Source organism: Alkalimonas mucilaginosa (genome assembly GCF_036327005.1).
GTDB classification, from domain to species: Bacteria; Pseudomonadota; Gammaproteobacteria; order Enterobacterales; family Alteromonadaceae; genus Alkalimonas; species Alkalimonas mucilaginosa.
Genome location: NZ_JAUGZK010000004.1, coordinates 268819 through 292410 on the forward strand (window position 1 = coordinate 268819; position 23592 = coordinate 292410).

Annotated in this window: 20 protein-coding genes; 6 read left to right on the forward strand and 14 right to left on the reverse strand. The window is 50.6% G+C overall.

Going from position 1 to position 23592, the window contains the following annotated elements; all coding sequences use genetic code 11:
* Positions 1 to 1284, reverse strand: a complete 1284-nt coding sequence (gene surA / locus QWF21_RS07620; protein WP_330087444.1) for a peptidylprolyl isomerase SurA — start codon at positions 1282 to 1284, stop codon at positions 1 to 3.
* An 11-nt stretch (positions 1285 to 1295) separates the two neighbouring features.
* Positions 1296 to 3581, reverse strand: coding sequence for an LPS-assembly protein LptD (locus tag QWF21_RS07625; protein ID WP_330087445.1), 2286 nt, complete (start codon positions 3579 to 3581; stop codon positions 1296 to 1298).
* Between the two features lie 231 nt (positions 3582 to 3812).
* Between QWF21_RS07625 and djlA the strand changes: the two genes are divergently transcribed.
* Positions 3813 to 4619, forward strand: coding sequence for a co-chaperone DjlA (gene djlA, locus QWF21_RS07630; protein ID WP_330087446.1), 807 nt, complete (start codon positions 3813 to 3815; stop codon positions 4617 to 4619).
* A gap of 33 nt (positions 4620 to 4652) precedes the next feature.
* Entirely contained in the window at positions 4653 to 5492 is an 840-nt protein-coding gene (locus QWF21_RS07635) for an ion transporter (protein ID WP_330087447.1), read from the forward strand.
* Here the strand turns inward: QWF21_RS07635 and QWF21_RS07640 are convergent.
* The 5 genes from QWF21_RS07640 to rapA form a co-directional block, all read right to left on the reverse strand.
* A complete protein-coding gene (locus QWF21_RS07640; protein ID WP_330087448.1) occupies positions 5453 to 5875 on the reverse strand; it encodes a hypothetical protein in 423 nt (140 codons plus the stop codon). The two genes, QWF21_RS07635 and QWF21_RS07640, sit on opposite strands and share 40 nt — an antisense overlap.
* Before the next feature lie 41 nt (positions 5876 to 5916).
* Entirely contained in the window at positions 5917 to 6666 is a 750-nt protein-coding gene (locus QWF21_RS07645; RefSeq protein WP_330087449.1) for a DUF3530 family protein, read from the reverse strand.
* A gap of 109 nt (positions 6667 to 6775) precedes the next feature.
* The gene (locus QWF21_RS07650) at positions 6776 to 7846 is read right to left on the reverse strand and encodes an OmpA family protein (protein WP_330087450.1); all 1071 of its coding nucleotides are present in this window, start codon (positions 7844 to 7846) and stop codon (positions 6776 to 6778) included.
* Positions 7847 to 8058: 212 nt separating this feature from the next.
* Entirely contained in the window at positions 8059 to 8709 is a 651-nt protein-coding gene (locus QWF21_RS07655; protein WP_330087451.1) for a pseudouridine synthase, read from the reverse strand.
* Positions 8710 to 8715: 6 nt separating this feature from the next.
* Positions 8716 to 11628: an RNA polymerase-associated protein RapA gene (gene rapA, locus QWF21_RS07660; protein WP_330087452.1), complete on the reverse strand. Its 2913-nt coding sequence runs from the start codon at positions 11626 to 11628 to the stop codon at positions 8716 to 8718.
* 232 nt (positions 11629 to 11860) lie between these two features.
* On the opposite strand from rapA, the gene QWF21_RS07665 reads away from it, so the two are divergent.
* Positions 11861 to 13246, forward strand: a complete 1386-nt coding sequence (locus QWF21_RS07665) for a PhoH family protein (protein ID WP_330087453.1) — start codon at positions 11861 to 11863, stop codon at positions 13244 to 13246.
* Here the strand turns inward: QWF21_RS07665 and QWF21_RS07670 are convergent.
* Together QWF21_RS07670 and QWF21_RS07675 are read right to left on the reverse strand one after the other, a co-directional pair.
* The gene (locus QWF21_RS07670) at positions 13241 to 14188 is read right to left on the reverse strand and encodes a hypothetical protein (RefSeq protein ID WP_330087454.1); all 948 of its coding nucleotides are present in this window, start codon (positions 14186 to 14188) and stop codon (positions 13241 to 13243) included. The two genes, QWF21_RS07665 and QWF21_RS07670, sit on opposite strands and share 6 nt — an antisense overlap.
* A complete protein-coding gene (locus QWF21_RS07675) occupies positions 14185 to 14817 on the reverse strand; it encodes a choice-of-anchor H family protein (protein ID WP_330087455.1) in 633 nt (210 codons plus the stop codon). Before QWF21_RS07675 ends, QWF21_RS07670 begins: the two co-directional genes overlap by 4 nt.
* Before the next feature lie 83 nt (positions 14818 to 14900).
* Between QWF21_RS07675 and QWF21_RS07680 the strand changes: the two genes are divergently transcribed.
* Positions 14901 to 15737, forward strand: coding sequence for an RluA family pseudouridine synthase (locus QWF21_RS07680; RefSeq protein WP_330087456.1), 837 nt, complete (start codon positions 14901 to 14903; stop codon positions 15735 to 15737).
* Here the strand turns inward: QWF21_RS07680 and QWF21_RS07685 are convergent.
* Together QWF21_RS07685 and QWF21_RS07690 are read right to left on the reverse strand one after the other, a co-directional pair.
* On the reverse strand, positions 15734 to 17758 hold the full coding sequence (locus tag QWF21_RS07685) for a hypothetical protein (protein WP_330087457.1): 2025 nt from the start codon (positions 17756 to 17758) through the stop codon (positions 15734 to 15736). The genes QWF21_RS07680 and QWF21_RS07685 overlap by 4 nt on opposite strands.
* Before the next feature lie 67 nt (positions 17759 to 17825).
* Positions 17826 to 18782, reverse strand: a complete 957-nt coding sequence (locus tag QWF21_RS07690) for a D-2-hydroxyacid dehydrogenase (protein ID WP_330087458.1) — start codon at positions 18780 to 18782, stop codon at positions 17826 to 17828.
* A 100-nt stretch (positions 18783 to 18882) separates the two neighbouring features.
* Here QWF21_RS07690 and QWF21_RS07695 point away from each other — a divergent pair, with 100 nt between their 5' ends.
* Positions 18883 to 19797, forward strand: a complete 915-nt coding sequence (locus QWF21_RS07695; protein WP_330087459.1) for a sensor domain-containing diguanylate cyclase — start codon at positions 18883 to 18885, stop codon at positions 19795 to 19797.
* A gap of 24 nt (positions 19798 to 19821) precedes the next feature.
* Entirely contained in the window at positions 19822 to 20049 is a 228-nt protein-coding gene (locus QWF21_RS07700) for a DUF2798 domain-containing protein (RefSeq protein WP_330087460.1), read from the forward strand.
* Between the two features lie 8 nt (positions 20050 to 20057).
* Here the strand turns inward: QWF21_RS07700 and QWF21_RS07705 are convergent, their stop codons facing one another.
* From QWF21_RS07705 to QWF21_RS07715, 3 genes are read right to left on the reverse strand one after another with little or no spacing between them, the layout of a single operon-like run.
* Complete coding sequence (locus tag QWF21_RS07705; RefSeq protein ID WP_330087461.1) at positions 20058 to 20477, reverse strand: group I truncated hemoglobin; 420 nt, start codon at positions 20475 to 20477, stop codon at positions 20058 to 20060.
* Positions 20477 to 21307: a DUF3034 family protein gene (locus QWF21_RS07710; protein ID WP_330087462.1), complete on the reverse strand. Its 831-nt coding sequence runs from the start codon at positions 21305 to 21307 to the stop codon at positions 20477 to 20479. The genes QWF21_RS07705 and QWF21_RS07710 overlap by 1 nt, the downstream gene beginning before the upstream one ends.
* The gene (locus tag QWF21_RS07715; protein WP_330087463.1) at positions 21304 to 23541 is read right to left on the reverse strand and encodes a putative bifunctional diguanylate cyclase/phosphodiesterase; all 2238 of its coding nucleotides are present in this window, start codon (positions 23539 to 23541) and stop codon (positions 21304 to 21306) included. The genes QWF21_RS07710 and QWF21_RS07715 overlap by 4 nt, the downstream gene beginning before the upstream one ends.
* Positions 23542 to 23592 lie beyond the last annotated feature (51 nt).

Consider the following 23592-nt stretch of genomic DNA (forward strand, 5'->3'; position numbering starts at 1 on the left):
TTAATCCACAATTTCAATGTAGGCTTCATCTCGTAGCTCACGTAAGAAGCTGGTGGATTCTTCATTAAAACGACGATTGAAAATCATCCGGTAGATTTGTTCACGCTGCCGGTCTGCCGTTGCATCAACGGAGCGACGATCCAACAGTTGTACAACGTGCCAGCCATGCTCTGTCCTGAAAGGCTCACTAATTTCATTGAGCTCAAGCCTCAGCAGGGTGTCACGAAACTCGGGTACGAAGATATCGGGTTCCGCCCAGCCAAGGTCGCCACCGCTATTGCGGGAGCCCGGATCTTCGGAGTGTTCCCTGGCAAATTCAGCAAAGTCAGCGTTGCCGGCCCGGAAATCGGCAACAAAGCGCGCCAGCCGATCCCTTGCCCGTTCTTCGCTCACAATGATGGAAGGGCGGATCAACACATGGCGGGATTTTGTTTCCAGAATTTCAGCGACATTTTCGCCACGGATATCAAAAATGGTCAGGATGTGGAAGCCGGCACCGGAGCGTAGCGGGCCAATCAGATCACCGCGCCGTTTGCCGCGAATGGCTTCTGCAAACAAGGTAGGCATTTCATTGATATTCATCCAACCCATATCACCGCCTTCCAGTGCCCGGCTGCCAGATGATGAGGTAATGGCTTGCTGGCGGAAGTCTGTACCATCCTTTAGCAACTCAAGCACCCGCTCAGCCTGACGGCGAGCCTGCTCAATGTCATCGGTACCTGGCTGGCTTGGCAAACCAATCAGAATATGGCCGATGTTGTACTGCTCGGACGTTGCACCTTGCTCCTGCATGACGCGCAACAGGCTTTCCACTTCTTGCGGGCTGATGTAAATACGGCGCTGGACTGCATTGCGCATTACTTCACTGGTGGTGATCTCTTCACGAAGACGCTCACGGAATTGCTGGTAGCTGCCTTCTTCCCGCTCTACCTGGAGCCGGAACTGGTCTAGCGTCATGTTCTCGCCTGCAGCAATACGTTGAATGGTTTGATCAAGCTGAGCATCACTGATCTGCAGGCCCATCCGATTGGCCATTTGCATTTGCAGACTGGTTTCTATCAAGCGCTCCAGTGCCTGTACCCGCAGTACTTCGTCGGATGGTAAGCCTTGTCCCTGAGCCGAAGCATTGCGTTTTACCCGCTCTACGATTTCACGTACTTCGGATTCCAGTACGACACCACTGTCAACAATAGCTGCAATGCGATCGATTTCTCGTTCAGCAGCATAGCTTTGCGGCAATGCCAGCAAACTACCGAGCAGTACAATACAGAAAAGTAATCTCATAAACCCCTACACTAATTATTCAATAAATATGGACGACGATAATTGAAGATGCCATTAGATAACATGTCTGTGACGCCAAAACCAGTGTTATCGCCAAAGCCTTTTAACACAAATTGCAGCGATATCCCGTGATCAAAACGGCTAGGTGCCACCAAATCGAGCTGATCCCTGCCAAGCTCTGCTACAATTTGTCGTCTTGCCACAACACGGACCGCCCAGCAACAGGATTCATATTGTATTCCCAAATGGGCATCCAGCATGCGGCTGCGTTCTAAATCGTAGTAATAGCTACTCACAACTTGCCAATCATCAGCAATCGGCATGGTGCCTAGTATGCCAAGCTGGCTTATTTCGTAATCTGAGACAGCCCTGCTGTAACGATGGTTCAATTGGAACAGTTTTTTATCATCACCCCGGTAATCCAGGGTGGCGTTACTTTTGATCAGATTCCGGCTATCGCTGTCATATTGCACGCCGGCACTGACGAACCAACGACGATGCCATTGCCACATCGCTTCTGCAGCTAACATCGACTCGATACTGGTCAGGTTTTGCTGGTGCGGATCAGTTTGCTCGGTCGGTGGTTGCAAAAAGATGATCTGGCCTAAACTAAAACGAAATTGCTCCCGGTCGGTTGCATCGTAAATACGACTGGTAGCACCTATCGTCAATTGATTGGCTTCATTGATACGATCAATACCGGAAAAACGGTTTTGCCGAAACAGGCCAAAGTAATCGTCTTGCAGCCGGGTAGTATCGAATAAACCAATATTCGTTTGATCGCGATAGGGTACATACAAATACTGCAATTGTGGCTCAAAGGTCTGATGTGAGCCTATTGCTTTGCCTGTTAAGGCCCGCTCAAAATTTAACTGAGCCCGCAAACGAAACTTAGGTAGAGTACGTTGCAACCTGTTGTGTTCTTCCGGCAAGCCAGATTGGCTGTTTTGCTGGTAGCGTGTATGCATTAAGCTGGCTTCTGCCACCAGTTCGGCACCAGGTGTGATCAGAGGAAGCCTGATTTCTGGCTCCAGATGCATTCGGTGCGCTGATTGGATCAAAGCGGCATCATTACGAAAATAGGCGTAGTTGGCATGCCAGTCAAACTCAAGCATGGCAACTGGCAACGGTGCTGGTGCTCTTAACTCAACCTGCGGTAAGGCAGCATAGGCTTTGTCGTGATCTCCGAGTACCGAGAACCCCTGCAGCTGGATAGTGGCCTGCAATTGCTCACCAAAGTATGTCAGGTTAGCCTGTTTCAGTAACTGCGTATCCGAAGCGTTGGCGTAATCGGAGCCTAGCTCCGTTAAATAGGCATCATCACTGACATCTGTCAGATCCAGGGTTGCACGCCAACGTGGGGTAAAGTCACTCAACTGCTGATAGTGCGCCAGGTAGCGCTCTCCAAGATCCGTTCGTTCGCGATCTTTTGCCATGTATTCAAACTGCATCAGCCCTTGATGTGCCTCTGTCAGGTACCGGAACTCGGTTTTTAATTGGTAACCCCTATTGGTCATAAGGCGGGGAGCCAGTGTCATATCGTAGTTCGGTGCCAGGTTCAGATAATAGGGCAGTTCTAAATCTATGCCTAACCGCTGCGAGTTGCTTATTTTTGGTAACAACAAGCCGGAGCGTCGTTCATCGGTGATCGGGAAGGACAAATAAGGCAGATACAGTACAGGAACATCTTTTACCCGAAAAACACTATGCCAGGCTTCACCCCAGCCCTCATCGGCATTCAGGTGAATGCGCTGTGCGTGCAATGCCCAGCTGTCATCACCAACCGGACAGGCGGTAAAACTGGCTTGTTCCAGCTGGAGCTGATGCTCTGTTGCCGACAAAACATGGGCTGCGCCCCGGCCTGCCTGGTTAATCAGGCGGTAGTCGGCTTGTTGCAGCTCAACACGATTGCTGGCTAAATCTGCCTGAAACTGCTGACTACGTACGGCAAGGGCGGCACTGTAATAATCAATACCACCTTCGGCAAAGATTTGTTGTTGGCTCTGATCAAAGCGTGCCTGAGGCGCCTGTAATAAGGTATCACGATAGCTGACGCGAACATCTCCCAGAAAGCTCGCTTGCTGGTTGGCGTTTAAATGCAACCCATCCGACTCAATCAGGAGCTGGTTGTTACTTTTATCCAGTGGTCCTGTGGCTGGTGGTAGCTGTACAGGAGGGTAACAGCTCAGTGGCAAAGCGGCATCAGCAGGTTCAGCTTCCGCGGCAAAACCATTCGTTCGTACACAGAGCGAAGCCATCAGACAGGAGATCACCAGGCTGGTCAAGCGGAATGTCATTTGTTAGCTAAACCTTGATTCATCATAGAGGAAAGCGCAGCGGCATATAATAAAGCAAATTTCGAATGGCTGCTATGCTGATCTCTGGCGTCATTATAGAATACACGATCTCTGTGCTGGTGCGCTAACTGAGTGCTGGTATAATAGCCGCTAAAATTTATACCAATGAGGGTGACTTTCTGAAAACGCCAGTTTACTTACTGTATCTTAACTTCGCGATGGTAGTGTCTCGTGTGGGGTAAAATTCTTGGCGCTTTGTTTGGGATGGCGATACTGAAAATCCCCGGGCTTTGCATTGGTTTACTCATCGGTCATTGGTTCGACCGTGCGCTGGCGAGGCAATTCGAAGGCCGCGGAGGTTTTCAGGGGTATTTCCAAAGCCGGCAAGAGGCCCAGGGTATTTTTATGTACAGTACCTTTGCTGTGATGGGGCATCTGGCCAAGTCAACCGGAGTGGTTACTCAGGCCCATATTCGTCAGGCGCAACATTTTATGATGGAGTTGGGGCTCAGCAGCCAGCAACAAAAAGAGGCCCAAAGTGCCTTCCGGGATGGCAAAGCAACAAATTTTGCCTGGGACAAGCAACTGGCAGAGTTGAAAGAAGCTTATCACCAACGGCCGGATGTATTACTGCTGTTTCTGGAAATCCAATTAGGGATTGCTTTGGTTGATGGCAAGATCACCAGCACCCAGCGGCAGCTGCTTAGCAGCATGGCCCGGCAGTTGGACTTTTCTGAGTTTGAGTTTGAACAAATCCTTGGCCGGCATGAAGCCGAAGCACGTTTTAATCAACGTCGCCCGCATCGGCCAACTAAAGCTTCGGGATTGGATCTCACCGATGCATTTACCTTGTTGGGAGTGAGTAAAGATTGCACGCCCCAACAATTAAAGAAAGCGTACAAACGCCGGATGGCTCAGCATCATCCGGATAAGTTGATGGCACAGGGCATGCCGCAGGAGATGATGGAGTTAGCCAAGCAAAAAACGCAAGATATCCAGGCGGCCTACGAGCTCATCAAGCAGCAGCGCGCCCTCTAACCACTTTTTCATGCATTGTTCTGAGGTACTTTCATGCTTATTGACGGAAGCTGGCTGCAACGATTAAAGCAGATTGAGCAAAGCCATTATTTTCAGGGCTTTGTGATTGCAGTCATTGTGATTGCCGCCCTGACTGTGGGGGCAAAAACCTATCCTTTGCCAGGCTGGCTGGAGCAAGGCATCTCAGTGCTGGATGTCGCCATTACTTTATTTTTTCTGGTTGAGATTAGCATTCGCTTCTTATCCTCGGAGCAAAAAAAGCGCTTTTTTCATGACGGCTGGAATGTGTTTGATACGCTGATTGTGGTGGCCAGCTTAATTCCACTGCCAGACAGTGAAATGGTGGTGATTGGCCGTTTGCTAAGGGTATTGCGGGTGTTGCGCTTGGTCTCTATCGTGCCTGAGCTGCGATTCTTAATTAATGCTTTGCTCAAAGCTATTCCGAAAATGGGCTATATTGCCTTGTTGATGTTTATCATTTTTTATATTTTTGCCGCCGTCGGCTCCATCTTTTTTGCCGAGATTGATGAGTTCTTATGGGGTGATATCTCTATTTCCATGCTGACTTTGTTCCGGGTAGCGACCTTCGAAGACTGGACCGATGTGATGTACGATACAATGGCGGTTTATCCGTTAAGCTGGATTTACTACATCGTATTTATTTTCCTGACCACTTTTATCTTTTTGAATATGATGGTGGGTGTAATTCTGGAAATTATGACAAATGAAACCCGGAAAGAAGATCATCAGCAACAGGAAGATCATCATACTGAGTTGCTGCAGCAACTGACCGCGCTGCAGCAACAGGTGGCTCAACTGAATCGCCGCTTGGATCAGCAGCAGGATACGGCAGGCAACACCGGAGAGGGTTGAGCCGCTGTTGCGGCTGCCGGCAGCAGATAATTATCGAAGGTGAAAATTTCGCTGCTCTCGAGGGAGATTTTCCGGTAGCCCTCGGCTTCTTCCAGTACCACCACTTCACTGGTGACTGTATGAATGGTGCACTGATCGGTAGGTAACAGTTCTGCCAGATAGCGGGCCATGGAGCGCAGTTGAGCGCTGGCTGCCAGGCGACGGGTTTCAGCTTCATCGTGGCAAATATGCGCCTGTTCTACCAGCACCATGGTGCTGCCGACACTGGATACGGGCTGTTCAATCATCTCGGCTGCTGGTGGCGCTGGTTGTCGCGGGGTTGAGCAAGCCTGTAAAAGTCCAAGGCTGAGGATGGTGACGATGGCACAGGTTTTTACATTCATAACAATTACCAAATGATGAAAGTCGACGCAACAGGGATTGATTATAGCCCGAGATAATTCAGCCAGCCATAGACTTCTTTATACATGCGTTGCTGACTTATTTCCAGCTCTGGATAACCTGTAAGCAATCGTTGGCGATATAATAAGTTGGCCTGTTTTTGCCCCCATTGCCGACGTATTTCAAAGGTTTGGCTGATATGCAGGTGGTCGGTATCATGCGCCATATCCAGTACTGGCATACTCAGCTGTGCAATACGTTGCGCCAGTTCACGGTTGTTTGCTGGTTCCGGATGATAACTGCTAAGAAACACTATGGCTTCAGGTTGCCTTGGTAGTGTTGTCCATTCAAGCTGGCTAAGCAGGTAGCCACTATAGCCCTGTGCCAGCACCACCAAGTGTCCTTGCTGCCAGTCTGACTGTTCTAATACCAAGTGCAATTGTTGTCGTAAAGCAGCGAGCGCAGCTTGATCTGTTGTGGCTGTCGCGTCTGGTAGCAAGGCCAGTGTTGTCCAGCCATGCTGGTTCATAGCCTGACGCAGAAAGTTGATATGGCGCGGTGATGCAGGGTGCTGCGATGGATCGGGCAGCAGCAGCAAAGTCCCTTGCACAAAAGGGGTCATGGCTTCACGATGCAAAACCCACAAAGGGGTGCTGTCTCCTAATTGCTGTATTTCCCACTCCGGGAGTTGTCGCTTTAAGTCATCGGGCAGCCAGTTGGGAATTGGCTGTGCTACGACTGCCTGGCTGTAAAATAGCATCAGTGATAGCGTCATTGAAGCAACACTGGGCATGGCGGATACCTGTGGTTTGGTAAGGACTATTTTGCTTTATCGGCAGCTGGAACTATTAAATTAAAAAAAAGCCGCTGATAGCAGCGGCTTTTTTGACACATTTGATGAATTAACGCATCACGGGCTCTTTGATACGAGCGGTTACCAGAGCTTCAATACGCTGGTTAGCACGATGCGCTTCACGGGTTGCGCCTTCCATCCGCGGACGGCTGAAGCCGTAGCCTTTGGTGGTGATGCGCGAAGCTTCGATACCATGAGTGTTGACCAGCAGATCAGCGACCGCTTTCGCGCGACGCTCTGACAGACGTTGGTTGTAATCTGCTGCACCAATGCGTGATGCATGGCCTTCGATCTCAACGGTAGCTGTTGGATAACGCTTCAGGTAATCCGCCAGGCGGGCAACATCAGCACGTTGCTCACGAGAAACTTCAGCAGAGTCAAATGGGAACAGTACACGAATTTCTGCACTGCCAACGCGCTGGGCAACTTCAGTATACACAGTACAGCCGCGCTCATCGACTTTGTGGCCGCGAGGTGTGTTCGGGCACTGATCCAGATGATCTGGTACACCATCACCATCGGAATCTACCACTGCTGGCTGAGTAGGCGTTGGAGCTGGCGCAGGCGTAGGAGCCGCTGCAGCAGCAGAGCCAAAGTAGTAGCTAACACCTGCTTTGATGCCGGCATCTGCCCAAGTACCTTTGTTCAGGCCCTGGTAGCGATTTGCTTCAGCAAATAAAGAAACGTTCTCGTTTAGGAATGCGCGATAACCTACACCCACATTCAGCGAGTTGGTTTTATCAATGCTGTGGCGATTAAGACCGGCCAACAGGTAAACACCGCTGTTGTTCAGGTGATAAAGTGCATCTACACCGTAACGGTTACCAGAAATGCGATCGCGGGTTAATTTGTTTTTCAGGCGATCCCGGGCAAACTCAGCACGTACAGCCCAGTTTTCATCAATGCGATAGCCCAGATCAAAGCCTAAGCCTTGGCCACGGGTCAGGTAATCGAAATCCGCATCACGGGTTTTTTTCCGATCGGGCATGTAATACTCTGCGAAAACAGAACCAAACATCCGTTCTTTCAGCTCGGCCGCGGAAGGGGTGTTAGCATAAGCGTTACCAGCCATCATCGGCAATGCAACAGCAACTGCAACAGAACAAATTTTACGTTTCATCCATTTCTCCTTAAGGTGGAAGTCCAACATGCCAATTTTATAGGGAAATTGGTGAACAAACAAACCAATCTCACAATTAAAGCCGACAAAGGTACAAAAGCAAGTTTTTTATTAGCTTGCATATAGGATAAACAAGTTAGCTGAACGCTAGGTTAATCAAGTGAGTGTGTTTTGCCGAGGGACTTTGAAAAAGAAAGGCTGCAGATCCAGGGCTAAAAATCAGCGGTTAACGTAAAGCTTACTTGCTCGTTGGTCATAGGGTGGTGAAATTGCAGATACTCTGCATGCAACAGCAATCGTTGTTGTGAGGTTACTGCCTGACTGGCGTAAAATTTATCACCGATAATGGGATGCCCCAACCATTGCATATGGACCCGCAACTGATGAGAGCGGCCGGTGATGGGGAACAACCATACCTTGCTGGCATCCTTGGTTTGCTCTAGCAGTTGAAAGTGGGTACAAGCCTGTTTCCCGGTGATAAAACAGACTTTCTGCTTTGGACGGTTTGGCCAGTCGCAGATTAATGGCACTGCAATGGTGCCTGCGCAGTCAGTTAACAGGCCATCTAGCCAGGCAACATAGCGTTTTTGTACTTGTCGTGCAGCAAATTGCTGGTTCAGCTGCCGCTGTGCCGGTAGATGCATGGCCATCACAAGCAAGCCTGAGGTGGCCATATCCAGCCGGTGTACCACTCGGGCCTGGGGGAAAACCCGTTGCACCCGCAGGCTCAGGCTATCCTGGTGTTCGGGTGCTTTGCCAGGTACTGACAATAAACCACTGGGTTTATTCAGGACCAGGATATCGTTATCCTGGTAGCGAATATCCAGATAGGGTGACAGTGGTGGCTGGTAATGGATCAGCATGGCTATTTAGGGTTTATCATGACTGACGACTACCAGGCGAATAGCATCCAGTTTTAAGCGTGCTTTGCTTATGTAAGTAGCTAACTCTGCTTGCTGTTGTTGTAAAAAAACAATCTCTTCTGACCGGACTGCCGGATTGACCTGTTGCAGTCGGAGCAGGCGGTCGGCTTCTGCGCTTAAGGCCAGTTGCATGGACTGGAGCGCTTGCTGCTGAATGGCTGGTAGTTGCTGTAATGCCTGCTGTTCCGCCTGGGCCAAAGTGTTGTCCAGCTGCGCCCGTAAGGCTTTTACGACCTTGCTTGCGGCCTGTTTTGGCAATGGCTGTAGCTGCTTTTCCAATTGCGCGAAGGAAACCGCTTTGGCCAGATCCCTTGCCTGTGCATCCAGCAGCAAGCGGATCGGAGTCACAGGCAGATAACGGCCGAGTTGCAATTTGACCGGGGCGCTGGCTTCGACCAGATAAATCAGCTCCAAAAACCAGGTACCCGCCGGCAAGGCTGGATTATACAGCAGGGCGACGCTGTTGTTGCCGCGCTGTTGTTCGGTCAGATAATCCAGAGTACTCAGTACCATGGGGTGATCCCAGCTTAAAAACTGAATATCTTCCTGCGCCAGAGCTGTATCGCGGTCAAAGGTTATGCTGATACCGTCCTCGCTTAAACCCGGGTAGAAGCTGTCTTCCAACTGTTCGGACGCTTTAAGTACCAGGCAGGTATCGGAGCGTTCTTCTTGTTGTACACCAAGCTGATCCCAGCTCTGGCACATGAACAACGCTAAATCCGGTTGATTATCTTGCTGTGTCAATTGATGACAAAGAGCTGCAGCATGGTCACCACCCGCTGAATTGAGTTCTAGCAGTTGATCCCGGCCTTGCTCAAGTTGCTGCTCCAGCTGGCGCTGCAAGGTCAAACTGTGCTCCAGCCAATGAGCCAGTTCGGTTGGCTGCCATTCTGGGGTTGCCAGCAAAGACCAGAACAAGGACGCAGTTTGCTGCAACACTGCGGCGCCGGTTTGGCAGGTGTGGGCAAAAGCGTTGAGTACCTGATGGTACCATTGACGCTGATAATCCTGAGCGGATTCTTTGAAATAAAGAATGTGCAGCTGGATATCTTGCTGTTGGCCAATACGATCCAGCCGGCCTATGCGTTGCTCCAGCAAATCCGGGTTCAGGGGTAAATCAAACAGCACCAGGTGATGAGCAAACTGAAAGTTACGACCTTCGCTGCCTATTTCCGAGCAAAGTAGAATTTGTGCGCTGTAATCTTGCTGGGCAAAGTAAGCTGCTGCTTTATCCCGCTCCAGGATACTCATGCGTTCGTGGAACACGGCAGCCCGGATGCCTTCGCGCTGCATTAAGGCTTTTTCCAGCTCAATAGCGGTACTGGCGTGGGCGCAAATCAGCAAAAATTTCTCGGTTTTATGGTGCTTTAACAACTGGATCAGGGCATCTATGCGGGGATCCAGTTCTTGCCAAGGCAGGGCTGCATTCTGCTGACTGTACAGACGTTCAGGTGTGAGGAGAGCTTGTAGCTTGCTCGGAACTATTTCTTTGCTTTGTACTAGTTCTGCCGCACTTTCTCTGTAGGCTGCTGGCATAGCCAGCTCGATAAAATGCGGGATACGTGCCGGGAAACCGGCAATAGTACGGCGGCTGTTACGAAATAAAATACGGCCGGTGCCATGGCGATCCAGCAGAGGCTGAACAATCTGTTGCTGCATCGTCTGGCGTTCGCTTTCTGACAGCTCAGGCTGTTGCAACTGCTGTAGCGCAGGGTGCAAGTTCGGATCTTGCAGTAGCTGCTCCAGAGCTGCAGCTGTGGTTGCCGATAACGGGGCTTGATGCAGCAACTGATCGGCCAGGGCTGCTACCTGCTGGAAGTGTGTTTCTTGCTCTAAGAAAGCATCGTAATCATAAAAACGATCCGCATCCAGTAGTTGCAGCCGGGCAAAGTGACTGCGGTGGCCTAACTGATCCGGTGTTGCGGTTAACAGGATGACTCCGGGGATCCGCTGGGCTAATTGGGCCACACACTGATATTCCGCGCTCGGAGTGATCGGATCCCATGCCAGATGATGCGCTTCATCCACCACCAATAAATCCCATGATGCTGTGATGGCATCTTGTTGCCATTCTGGCGATTGGCTAAGAAATTCCAGGCTGCACAATACCAGTTGCTCGGTCTCAAAAGGGTTCTGTTGATCGGCTGCACTTTGCTCACAACGCTCCTGATCAAAAATAGCGACCGAAAGGTTAAAGCGGCGCAGCATCTCAACCAACCATTGATGCTGCAAGGACTCAGGCACCACAATCAAAATACGTTGTGCCCTGCCACTGATCAGTTGCTGGTGCAAAATCAGGCCGGCTTCAATGGTTTTACCCAGACCAACTTCATCGGCCAACATCACGCGAGGTGCATGACGCCTGGCGACTTCTTCAGCAATATACAACTGATGGGGGATCAGGCTAATGCGTGCCCCTGAAAGGCCACGCAATGGATTTTGTTGCAGGCGATGCAGTTGCTGCTGGCTTTGATAGCGTAAACTGAAAGCATCCAGCCGGTCGATTTGGCCGGCATACATTCTATCCTGAGGCTGGCTGAAGCTAAGAAAATGATCAAGCAGGATTTCCCGCAGTTCGGCCGTCTGTTGCGTATCGGTTCGGAGACCGCGATACACTAAGGTGTCTGCGGTTTCATCCACCTGGCTGACATCCAGTTCAAAACCTTCCGCACTTCGAATGCGGTCACCTGGCAGAAAACGGATTCTGGATAAAGGCGCCTGCTGCCGCGCGTAACAACGCTGTTCACCACTGGCTGGAAATAATACAGTAACCGAGCGGGGGTCCAGGGCTACGATAGTCCCTAAACCTAAATCTGATTCACTTTCGCTGATCCAGCGCTGACCTAAAGCAAACGACATGATGCATCCAGTAACAACAAGGGGGCGCTATGGTACAAGGAAATGCGCTGCTCTGCATCCAGATTTGTTGCTTTGTCATACCATGGTCATGCATTTGACATAGGATTGACCTGAACTGTTTGCTGGTTTTTTGTCCAGCAAATCACAAAAACAGTCGGCGATATGACCAGTTTCCACTATGCTTACTATGCAATGACCCACGCTGCACTGTGCGCCAATCAAGGAGACCTTTATGGCGAGAAAACGAAGTAAAAAAGTTTATGTGCTTGATACCAATATACTTTTGCATGAGCCCTTCGCGTTTTTAAACTTTCAGGAACACGATGTTGTTATCCCGATGACGGTGCTGGAAGAACTGGACCATATTAAAGACAGAAACAAAGATGTCAGCCGGGATGCCCGGGTGGCGATTCGAGCGCTGGAGGATGCGTTGCGTGATGCAAGTCCGGAGCAAATGCTGCATGGGGTTGCTTTGCCATTGCATGGCGAACAAAAGGTGTCCGGTCACTTGACCATTATCAATGATCACCACCTAAAAGATGAGTTGCCTGGATTGCCCGGTGGCGAAAACGATCATCTGATCATCAATACCGCTTTGTATTTACAGCGGGAACGCAGCCCGCAGAAAGTGATCCTGGTTACCAAAGACATCAATATGCGGTTGAAAGCCAAAGGGGCAGGTTTAAAGCTGGTAGAGGATTACCGCACCGATCAGCTGATAGATGATGTACGCTTCCTGTACAAGGGGTATTACCGCTTTCCCGGCGAGTTCTGGAGTCAGGTCAAAGAGTGTCAGACTGAGCAAAAAGAGCGGGATATCTTGCATTTGCTGGAGCGAAAGCTATTACCGGATGCTTACATCAATGAATTTTTGATTGATGAGGCCGAGTCGTTCGCCGGCCAGGTAGTGGCTATGGACGAGCAGCAGCTCCGGGTCAAGGATCTGGGGTATGAGCGCATGATGCACCGCCATGCCTGGGGCATTACACCCAAGAACATTTATCAGGCGATGGCGCTGGAGGCTTTGCTGGATCCCTCGATGGATCTGGTGATCCTGACCGGGCCAGCCGGCTGCGGTAAAACGTTGATTGCCTTGGCTGCAGCCTTGGAGTTGGTGATTGAAAAGGGAGTGTACGATAAAGTGATCGTCACACGCAATACACCAGAAATCGCCGAATCCATTGGCTTTTTACCTGGCACGGAAGAAGAAAAAATGGCGCCCTGGCTGGCAGCCATTACCGATTCGCTGGAAGTGTTGCACAAAACGGATGAGCATCCACACGCCAGCGTCAATTACATTATGGATAAAGCCAATATTCAGTTTAAATCTGTCAACTTTATGCGTGGTCGCAGTATCCAGAATGCCATTGTTATTTTGGATGAGTGTCAAAACTTAAGTGCTGCTCAGTTGAAAACCATCATCACTCGTTGTGGTGAAGGCACGAAGCTGATTTGCTCTGGCAACCTAAGCCAGATTGACAGCAACTATCTGACGGCAGTGACGTCGGGACTAACCTATATTGTGGAGCGCTTTAAAAACTTCCCCGGCAGCGCCACCATTAACCTGAATGGTGTGGTGCGAAGCCGGTTGGCATCTTTTGCCGAAGAAAATCTATAGCTTGCGGTAATTGACGATACCCGGTTGCAGATAGAGCTGATAGCGTTCAGCAATCTCGCCAATCGGTTGCAGTGCCGGCCCGGTTGGGTCGGCCAGCACAAAGTTCTGCCCATCCAGTCGCAGCTGTTGATCACTGCTTTGGCTTTGCATGCCAATACCCAGTACGGCGTGGTTGGGCAAGTATAGGATCACCAGCGAGACATCCGGTAACAGCAGGCGCAGCAAAGTGGCCATTAGTACTACCTTACTGTCGCAATCCCCCCGGTGTTGCTGCAGCAACTGCAGTGGAGGCAAGAAGCCGGCAGCGGAACTGTTGCTGCGGCTATCCAGCCGTTGATAAGGAATACGCTGTAACCAATCCAGCAAAAACTGGCTTAGCTCTCTGGTGGTGGTATAGGGAAACTTCTGTTGCAGCGCCTCTGCCACCGGCAATAAATCCTGCAGGCTATCCGCCAGGATGCGCTGATGATCGACCATAATCACCTGTCGGCCAGGATTTATCGAAAGCTCGGTGTGGTAGATGCTGGTCAGATAATCTTGCCGGGCCTGCAGCATGTGTTGTGTGAGGTGTTGCCGATACTGTTGTGCATCCTGAGTCGTTTGGGCAGTAACACGAATGGGCAAGGGATTGCCTGCCGACAAGGCGTCTACCCGCAGCATGGGAGCATTCAGTTTCGCAAGCTCTTGCTGCAATGCTTGCCGCATGTAGGTGTCTGCCAATTGTGGCGAATAACGACGAAAACTGCGCAGGTGCTGCTGCGTGTTTTGCTCTGGCAGCTGAAACGAAAAGTCAACCCTCTGACCGTTTTGTTGCCACCGATAGGAAAATAGTTGATTGCCATCTGTCAGCTGCTGACGCTGCAACTGCAGTGAGGCTGCTGCTGGTAATGCACTCCATAGCAGCAGCCAGCAACTCAGGGTGAAAATGCTTGTCCGGATCACTGATGCCTAATTGCTTGTCGCCGCCAAAGTAATAAGCTTAGCCCGAGTAGCGCTAAAATACCAAGACTACCACCATAGCTTTCGACCACAGTTACTACTTGTTGGTCCCGCCGGTAATCTTCCAATGGCAGATCTGCCAGTATGACTTCATCGTAGCCGGAAATTTCGGCCAGCAACCAGCCGGTACTGGCATCATAGAGGCGGATCGTGAGATCGTAATAATCGGTGGGGTAATTTTCTTCCAACAGCGTATCAATGGCAAACCAGTCGTTCCGGCTTTGTCGGTACAAGGTGAAGATAGAGCTGATATGCAGCAACTGTTCAGGCCTTCCTGCACGGTTTAAGCTGAACTCTGCCCATACGGCTTTGCTGGAGCGGTTGGTGTCAGCATCAAACCTCAGGTACAGCTGGTGATAAAAACCATTGGCATTGTGATCACCGCTTAGCTCCAGCTCAATGCGCTGAAACCACACATCGGTACTGTAACTCTGAGCGCGAACCACAGGCATCGGCTTACTGGTTACCTCAGCGTGATCTGTACCACGCTGCTCTGTGGTACTGCTTATTGGTTGCTCCACGCTGAAGCTGGCGGCAGAAACCAACAGCAAGGCGCTCAGTAACACTCTCATGGCTATTCCTTCATTCAACTCTTGCGTACAATAAGGTATAGAATGAATGGCATGAATGTTTGCTGAACTGCTAAGGATCTCAGGTGACGAAGTTTAGCCGTAGCTGGTTGATAGAGAAAAAAGAGATAGCGATTCAGTTGCTGGCAGAGCAGGTGCCGGAGCTGTCAAAAAGCCGTTTGAAAGATGCGATGGCGAAAGGAGCGGTTTGGCTGCAGCAGGGGAAAAAACAAAAACGTTTACGAAGAGCGCAGGCAGAGCTGTTACCTGGCCAGACTTTAGCACTGCACTACGATGCAGCTATCTTGCAGCGTGAAGTGGCGGGCAGTCAATTGCTACTGGATCGGCGAGCCTATTCGGTGTGGTGGAAGCCTGCCGGCATGCTGTCGCAGGGCAGTCTCTGGGGCGACCACTTATCGTTGTTACGTCAGGCAGAGCAGCAAACAAAACGTGCTGTGCATCTGATCCATCGGCTGGACCGGGAGGCCAGTGGCTTGCTTTTGCTGGCTCACGATGCCAGGGCCGCTGCGCATCTGAGCCAGCAGTTTCAGAATGGACAGGTCGAGAAGTTGTACCATGTTGCGGTACAAGGCCAGCTGTCTGAAGCGCTGCAATATGCAGCAGAACTGGCAACGCCACTGGATGGCAAAGCCTGTGTTACGCGTTTCCGCTTGCTCAAACAGTTGGAACATCCAGATATCAGCTGGCTGCAGGTAAACTTGTTGACTGGTCGCAAGCATCAGATCCGGCGGCATTTTTCTTTGGTAGGTCACCCGGTCTTAGGGGATCCCCGTTATGGCAATAGCAGCACAGCGGCAGCAACGCTGGCTTTGCAGGCTGTGTCACTGGGCTGGCAGTGCCCGCTAAGCGGGCAGCCCATGCAGCATCAGTTGCCTGAGTCGTTACGGTTATTGCAGGATTAATCCAACAGTGCTTTTAGCTGCGGATTAAGCAACCGATCCTGCTGCCATAGCTCAATGCTGCCAAGCTGCAGCGCATTAAGTAAGTCCTGGCGGATATTTTCGGTCATCCATTCACAGGGCCTGCTTTCCTGCACTTTAAGTTGCAGGTACATATGCTGCTGGGCCGGGTTCAGTTGGTTGGCAAGATACCAGCTTAACCAGACCGCCTCACGTAGCGCCTGAATATGGCCGCTCTGGTAGTCTTCACCCAACAACTCCTGCAGCGGCAGAATCAGGGTTTGCAAGTGAGGTTGTGGCTGCAACTGAGTGCGCTGCTGAGCAAGATGACAAAGAATTTTACTTTCCAGAGCGGCGAGCTCTGAGCGCTGGCAGCACAGACCAAGCCATAACACATCGCTGTGAATGGTGAGCTGTACAATCTGCGGCAACTTAAAGCTTTGCAGCAAGCTAATCAGTACCCGACGCAATTGCACTTCCCCATAGAGTTGTTTGTATTGCTGGCAGTCCCGTAGGGTGATCGCCATTAAGTGTAAGGGTAGCTTGGCACGTTGTTCTGTGACCAATCGGTCGCTAAATTGGATCCACTGACGGGAAAATATTAACTGACTGGCAGGTGATGTCTGTTTCAACTGCTGCAAACGATGCACTGCCAGCAGTAACAAAAGCAGTAGCAGTGCAGACAGAGCCATCAATCCCCAGCTATACATGCCAGCGGCATACCATTGCGGTTTGCTTTGCTCCGGTTGTGGTGGTTGCCTGAATTGCAAGTAATCCAGTTTAAGGTTGTATTGCTCTTGCAAGTCATTAAAACGCAAGGCGCGGGCTTGCTCGCTGAAGTGATAAGCCTGCTGCCACTCAAGCTGCCGTGCCGCAAGCCCGGCACCAAGTTCCGCAGAACGATAACGAATAAATAAGGGCAGGTTGGGGTTGTCATGCTGAATGTTCAGCTGTTGAAACAAGGCTATGGCGGCTGCTAGCTGCTCTTGTTGGATAAAGCTTTCAATCAAAGCTAACTGGACTTGCCGAAGGCTTTCCTGCGCGCCAATTTGAGAAAAAAGCGCCTGGGCTTTTTTAAAATAATAGTGTGCTTCATTCAGTTGCAGGTGATAGAGATGCCATTGCCCCATTTGGAACTTGGCTTCCGCGATCCTCATCTGATCATCCAGCTGCTGACTGAATTGTAAAGCTTGCTCCAGATAGCCGTAGCTTTGATCGTCCAATGCATGGTTCTCTAATTGCAAGCTAACGATGCGCAGCAGGGTATTGATGTAATTGCGTTGCTCTTGATGCTCCGCAAAACCATCTTTGGCCCGAAAAAAGGCTTCCAACGCTTGTTGGGGGAGCCCCATTTTCTGGTAGGCCAGTCCATAGCGTAAATGAATTAATGGATAGGCATGAAAAGCCTGTAGTTCGGTGGCAAGTTCTGTGGTTTTGTCAAAGTGTGAAAATGCCTGGCTGATGTGGTTCATTTGCAGATAAAGTCTACCCAGCAAAAAATGTGCGTTAAGTTTTTGCCTGGGTTGCATGGCTTCCGCCAGGCTTTTTTCGGCATAGTAGACGGCTTGTTGCAAGCTGCTATGTTGATTGTAGGCTTGGGCCAGGCTTTCGTAGATTTCGGCCTTTTCGGTACGGGCGGCATCACTGGTTAATGGCTCCAGCCAGAGTACCGCTTGATGCAATGCCTCGATACCAAGCTCGGTATTGCGATACAGGCGGCCAAGTATTTGCGCTTTGACGTGCTGCAGCTGTGCCTGGTACAGCGTCTGATCGTCCAGTAAACGGGCCAAATCGATGGCTTGGTTAATACTGTGCAAGGCATTTTCTTTTTGATAAAGCTGCAGATATGCCAAGGCCAACTCCATCCAATAGCTGCTGGAGTTTTCATCAGGGTGCAAAATTGCTTGTTCGAGAAACTGTTCAGGATCTTCGTTAATCAATGCTTTCCGCAGCTCGGGTGGAGCACTGGATGCAACAGCACTACCAACATAGATTAAAAGCAAAGCGAGCAAAAAATAGCGCATAGCCGCTCAGGGTGTTTGTAACAAAATGTATGCTCTATTCTGCGTGACTTTCCGGCTGCTGTACAGTTCATTCCTTCGAGTCTGCAGGGTGTTGCTGCAGCCAGCTGTTCAATTGCCTGGCGGTATATGCTATCAGCCGGTTTCTGGCTGCGAGACTGGCCCAGGCAACATGTGGGGTAAGTAATAATCTCGGGTGTGGTTGCTGCAAGAGCCGGTGCTGTAATGGTGGCGGCTCCTGCTCCAACACATCCAGTGCCGCAGCTCCTAACTGATTTTGTTGCAAAGCCTGCAGTAAAGCGTGCGAATCAACCAACTCGCCACGGGCTGTATTAATCAGGATGGCGGTTGGTTTTAACAAGGCCAGTTGTTCAGCCCCAATCAGATGCTGATTGTCTTCAGTCAGCGGACAATGCAGCGAGAGCACATCGGCTTGGGCCAGGGCTTGTGCAAAAGGCAAGCGCCCTGGCCGGCACCGGGTGGCCTCGGGGCGCTCAGCAATACAGACAGTCATACCAAAGGCATGAGCCAGCCGTGCTGTTGCCTGGCCTAAAGCCCCATAACCTACGATAGTCATGGTTTGATCGGCTAACTCTTGCATAGGATGTGCCAGCAAACAAAAGTGCGGGCTGTTGCTCCAATGGCCTTGCCGGATACTCTGATCAAAGGAGTGGCATTGATTGGTAAAATGCAGCAGCATGGCAAAGACATGCTGCGCGACTGAAGCTGAGGCATAAGCACTGACATTTTGTACCTTAATTCCGGCTGCCTTGGCTGCGTTAAGATCAATATTGTTGGTGCCGGTAGCTGTTACCGCAATGTAACGTAACTCAGGCAGTTGTTGGATGGTGCTGGCATCCAGCGGTACTTTATTGACCAGAGCAATATGACAGCCTTGCAATCTGGCAAGGATCTGTTCAGGCCTGGTAAAAGGGTACAGCTGCAACTGAAGATTTAACTGCTGCAAAGGTGTCAGATCGGCATCGCCGACTGAGCCGGCATCAAGGAAAGCGGCCTTGTATGTCATAGTTACCTACTCTTTGTATACGCTCATTGATCCTAACTGCTTTATTCACCGTAGGCTACCATTGCACTAGTTGCATCTTCTCTTCAATGGCGGCGATAGCATGATGCATCAGATGTTGGCGGATTTTCTTTCTCGCAGTGGTGATGGTTATGGCATTTTTAATGCCGATGATCGGCTGGTGTTTTCCAACCCGGCCCTGGCAGAGATTTTCGCCATTGAGCCAGAGCGATTACACGGCATGTCATTTGAGCAAATTATCCGTTGCTGCCATCAGCAGCAGCAAGGATTAAAAATTGAAACCACCGATCTGGACCACTGGCTGCTGTATGCCAGTCAGCGTCGGCGCAGTGTGCCTTTTCGCATTTTTGAGGCTGATACTGTCGATGGCAATTGGTATTTGATGTCAGAGCAATGCAACAGTGAAGGTGCTATTTTGCTGCATGCCAAGGACATTACCGAGCAAAAGCGATTGCAGCTTGCGTTGTTGCAGACCGAGCAGCGTTTAAAAAATCAGGCCAATACCGATGAGCTGACCGGTATCGCCAATCGTCGCTTTTTTATGCACCAGGCTGAGAAGATACTCAAGCATCAGGACAGGATCGGGGCCAAATGCAGCTTGCTGATGCTGGATATCGATCATTTTAAAGGATTGAATGATCATTACGGTCACCTGGCCGGTGATAGAGCGCTGCAATTTATCTGCGAGCAAATCCGGTTGCAACTCAGAGAATATGATCTTTTCGCCCGCTATGGCGGCGAAGAATTTGTGATCGTATTGGCGGATATCCCTGCCCGGGAAGCGGTGTCGGTTGCTGAACGCATTCAACAGCAACTGGCAACACATGTACTGCATTACCGGCAGGCGCCAATCCGTCTGCAGGTGTCGATTGGTATTGCCGAGCATGAACCAGAGCAAAGCCTTAATGTGTTACTGCAGCGTGCGGACCAGGCTTTGTACCAGGCAAAAGCAGCCGGTAAAAATTGCTGTGTTGTTGCCAGGGCGTCCACGTTATAATTGCCTTTTTATCAGGTATTTCTTATGTTGCCCGCAAAACTTCAACCTTTGGTGTTTGCTTTTATTATGTCCGGCTTTATGGCTTTTTTGATGTCTGGCATTCTTACCTTATTAAATCTTGGTTGGTTCAGTGGTTTTGTCCTTAGCTGGCTGAAAGCTTATCTGGTGGCCCATGCCTGTGCTTTTCCGCTGGTGTTGATTTTTGCGCCACTGAGCCGGCGCTTAACAGCCTTGCTGATCCGCCCGTCTTGAGCCAAGCTTTAGCGGCCAATAACTTCAGGGTACATAGGGGCGAGCAAAGCCAGTAGCTGATTTTGCGTGCCATAGGGAATGCCTTGCTGTTGCATGGCGCTGATCAGGTGATTGACCAGCCGATCAAAATCCCGGGTATTCAGGTTCAGACCGGTATGACTTTCCTCCATTGTTGCTCCGCTGTAGACACAAGGGCCTCCGGATAATTCGCACAGTTGCTCAATCAATAAATGCCTGAAGCGGGGGATATCGGTGTCGCGAAAATGATTGACGATCAGCGGATCATGCTCAATCCGATAGAGCAAGTGATCAGTAATGGCTGTGATGCCTGCTTCTTCGCCCAGCTGTTGATACAAACTAGGCTGAGGAGTTTGACTGCAGGCTAATAGTAACAAGGCCGTACTGAGTAGACTAAGCAGTGACTTCATTACCAGCTCCCTTCTAAAGCAAGATACCACCCTTGTTGCGAGGGCAGGCCTGCGATACTACCTAAATCGACATAGGCAGCGGTTACGGACAGGTTTGGGTTAACAAACCAGGCTACAAACAGATCGCGCCAGTGCTGTTCATCGGCAAATGCCAGCCGATTCGGTTTTTGCTTAAATTCGACCCCAACGGCCAGATGATGGGTCAGCAACAAAGCTGCTGATCCTTCAAACATCAGTTGATGGCGTTGATTTTCTGTGTTGCCAAAGCCAAGCAAACCCGTCTGGTTCGCTTGAGTAGCACGGATGGTGCCGTTTAGCAGTAAGTTACGGCCAGCTATGGCATCCAGCCAAACTTTACTGGCAGCTACATAGGCATCAACCCCGCTTCGCGATCGGGCTCCAACCAGAGATGGTAGCTCAAAATCCAGATGACGTTTGTAGTGCAGGCCCAGACTAATTTGTGGCAGATTGGTATAAAGTAACTGACCAGCAAGCCGGTACTTAACACCGACAATATCCTGCCGCAATTGACCACCGATGCTATCGAGCTTAAATTGTTGCCGGGCATAAGACAGCTCCCAGCGATTATCAACACTTAATCCGATTCCGGTTGAATGCAAGGAAAAGTCATCGACCCCGACCCGGCTGCCAAAAGCCTGCAGGCTCCACTCTTCATTACTCCCGTAACCGTTGATCACTGCCCAGGGCACAATGCCGCCACCTGCACTGCCTTCAATGGTGGTGGCTCCACCCGTTGTCAGCACTCTGCTTGCGGCATGAACTGGCAAAGCCAGCAAAGCCAGTAGCAACCAGATCACTGTTTTATTCATGCATTTACCTCACTAAAATAATCGGCTCCCGTCTGCTGGAATTGCTGTAGCCAGTGGTCAAAGTCTGTTGCTGGCATTGGTTTGGCAAAGTAATAGCCCTGAACGGTATCGCAACCAAGCGCCAGCAGTTTAGTAAGACCTGCACGGTTTTCCAGCCCTTCGGCAGTGATCTGAAACCCTAAGCCTTTGGCTAAGCGGCTGGCTGCTTCGACGATCAGCTCATCATCGCTGTTGTGTTCAATATCTTTGATAAAAGCCCGATCAATTTTTACTTCATGAACCGGCAACAACTTCAGATAGGCCAATGATGAATGACCGGTACCAAAGTCATCGATTGCCAGTTCAACCCCTAGCGCTGCAAGTTGATGGAGGTTCCGAATCACCCGCTCCGGGTCCTGCATTACGGCACCCTCGGTAACTTCCAATGCCAACACCTTAGCAGATACTCTGGCCTGGTTTAGCAATTGCTGGATACGTGTTGGCAGTTGCTCATCGATCAGATCCAACGGTGAAAGATTCACAGCCAACTTTAAACCCGGATGGGAGCTTTGCCACAGTGCTGCTTGTGTAATCACCTTGCTTAGCATCCAGTCGGTGACCAACTGAATATGGCCGCTGTGCTCGGCTAAGCGAATAAACTCATCCGGTGGGATAAAACCAAGACTTGGATGCTGCCAGCGGATTAAGGCTTCTGCTGCCAGGCAGTTTTGATGCTGCAGTGATACTTTGGGTTGATAACAGATACTCAGCGTATTGGCTGCCAGAGCAACTGGCAAGTCCTGAATAATGGTCAGTTCGCGCAGATGACGTTCATCCTGACCTGCTTGATAACCAGCAACGCCTTCGCTCAGTTGTTTAGCTGCGGCGCTGGCGATATCAACCCGGCGTAGTAAGGTGCTGACTACAAGAGGTTCAGCTATCGGCACGGCAAAGCGATAATAGCCCAAGGTGAGCTGTAAGCTGATACTGCTGTGTTGCAGTTGATAAGCAGCCTGCAAAGGAGCTGTTACTGCTGTCAACTCAGTGGGTAATTCGGCATAGATCAACAGGAACTCATCGCCGCCAACCCGCGCACTAAATAGCGGCGCAGGGGCCAGTTGGCGAATACGCTCCGCCAGAAGTTGCAGCAGTTGATCGCCGGTATCCAGACCAAAGGCATCGTTGATATGGCGAAAGTTGCGAATGTTCAGCAACAGCAAGACGCCGGCTTGCTGCCGTCCATAGTTTTTCAACCAGCGCTCGGCTGCGCTGCGGTTAGCAAGGCCGGTGAGAGGATCTTGCTCAGCTTGCTCGATCAGTAAACGCTCCCGCTCGGCCAGCCGCTGCTGCATCTGGTTAAGGGTTTTACTAAGGACGCCGACTTCACCGCGAGCCTTTGGTAAAGCTGGGGTGGCTTTACCTTCCCCCAGTTGCCTGGCAAATTTGCTGAGCTTTTGCAATGGTTCGGTGATGCTGCGGCCCAGCCAGAATGCGGCCAGCAAAGATACCGTCAGCGCAACGCCAAAAATACCGACTAACTGGCTTCGCATACTCTGGTAGTTTTGTAGCCAGCGGCTGTTCGGTAAGTGCAGCAATGCCCAGAGATCGGCATGTTCCAGTGGCCTGCTGAGGGTCAGGTAACGCTGATCCTGACTGGCGGAGGGGTCATTGGTTAACTCTGTTAAGGCGATGGTTTCAGGCAGCAGGTCTGACAAACTCTGATTGCTTAGTGTCGAGGTGAGCAAGTGTATTTCCTGCCCTGTTTGGTACTGAATAAAACTGATGTCCAGACCTGTAATGGCTTTTAACTGCAGTGCTAATGTTTCGTCCAGCACAAAACCCATGCCAACCCAGGCGATGATATTCGGTGCTCGTACCGGGACCAACACCAGTTGGTAAGCTTGACCGTCCAGCGGAAAAATAGCGCTGTGCCTGCTGAAAGCTGCTTGTTGGGCCGCTTGCAGTAATGGGCTGAGCTGGTCTTCGCTTAGTTCGCGGCGACTGCTGGCCAATAAGTTCCCTTGTGGGTCTAACAGCACCACCAATTGTGCTTCGATGCGGCTACCATGGTTCTCCAGTACCGACTGAATAGTGGCGGACTCGGATGTTGCCACCGCCTGTCGGAATCCAAAATCAGCGGCCAGTACCTGCACCGATTGACCAAGTTGTTGCGAGCGTTCATTAAGCAATTGCTCAAATACATTGGCGGCAACCGTCAGAACTTGCCGGGCTTGTTGCTGACTGTCTTTTTTCATAGCACTCAGACTGGCCAACGCTGTGGCCAAAGCAAGTAAGCTCAACAAGCC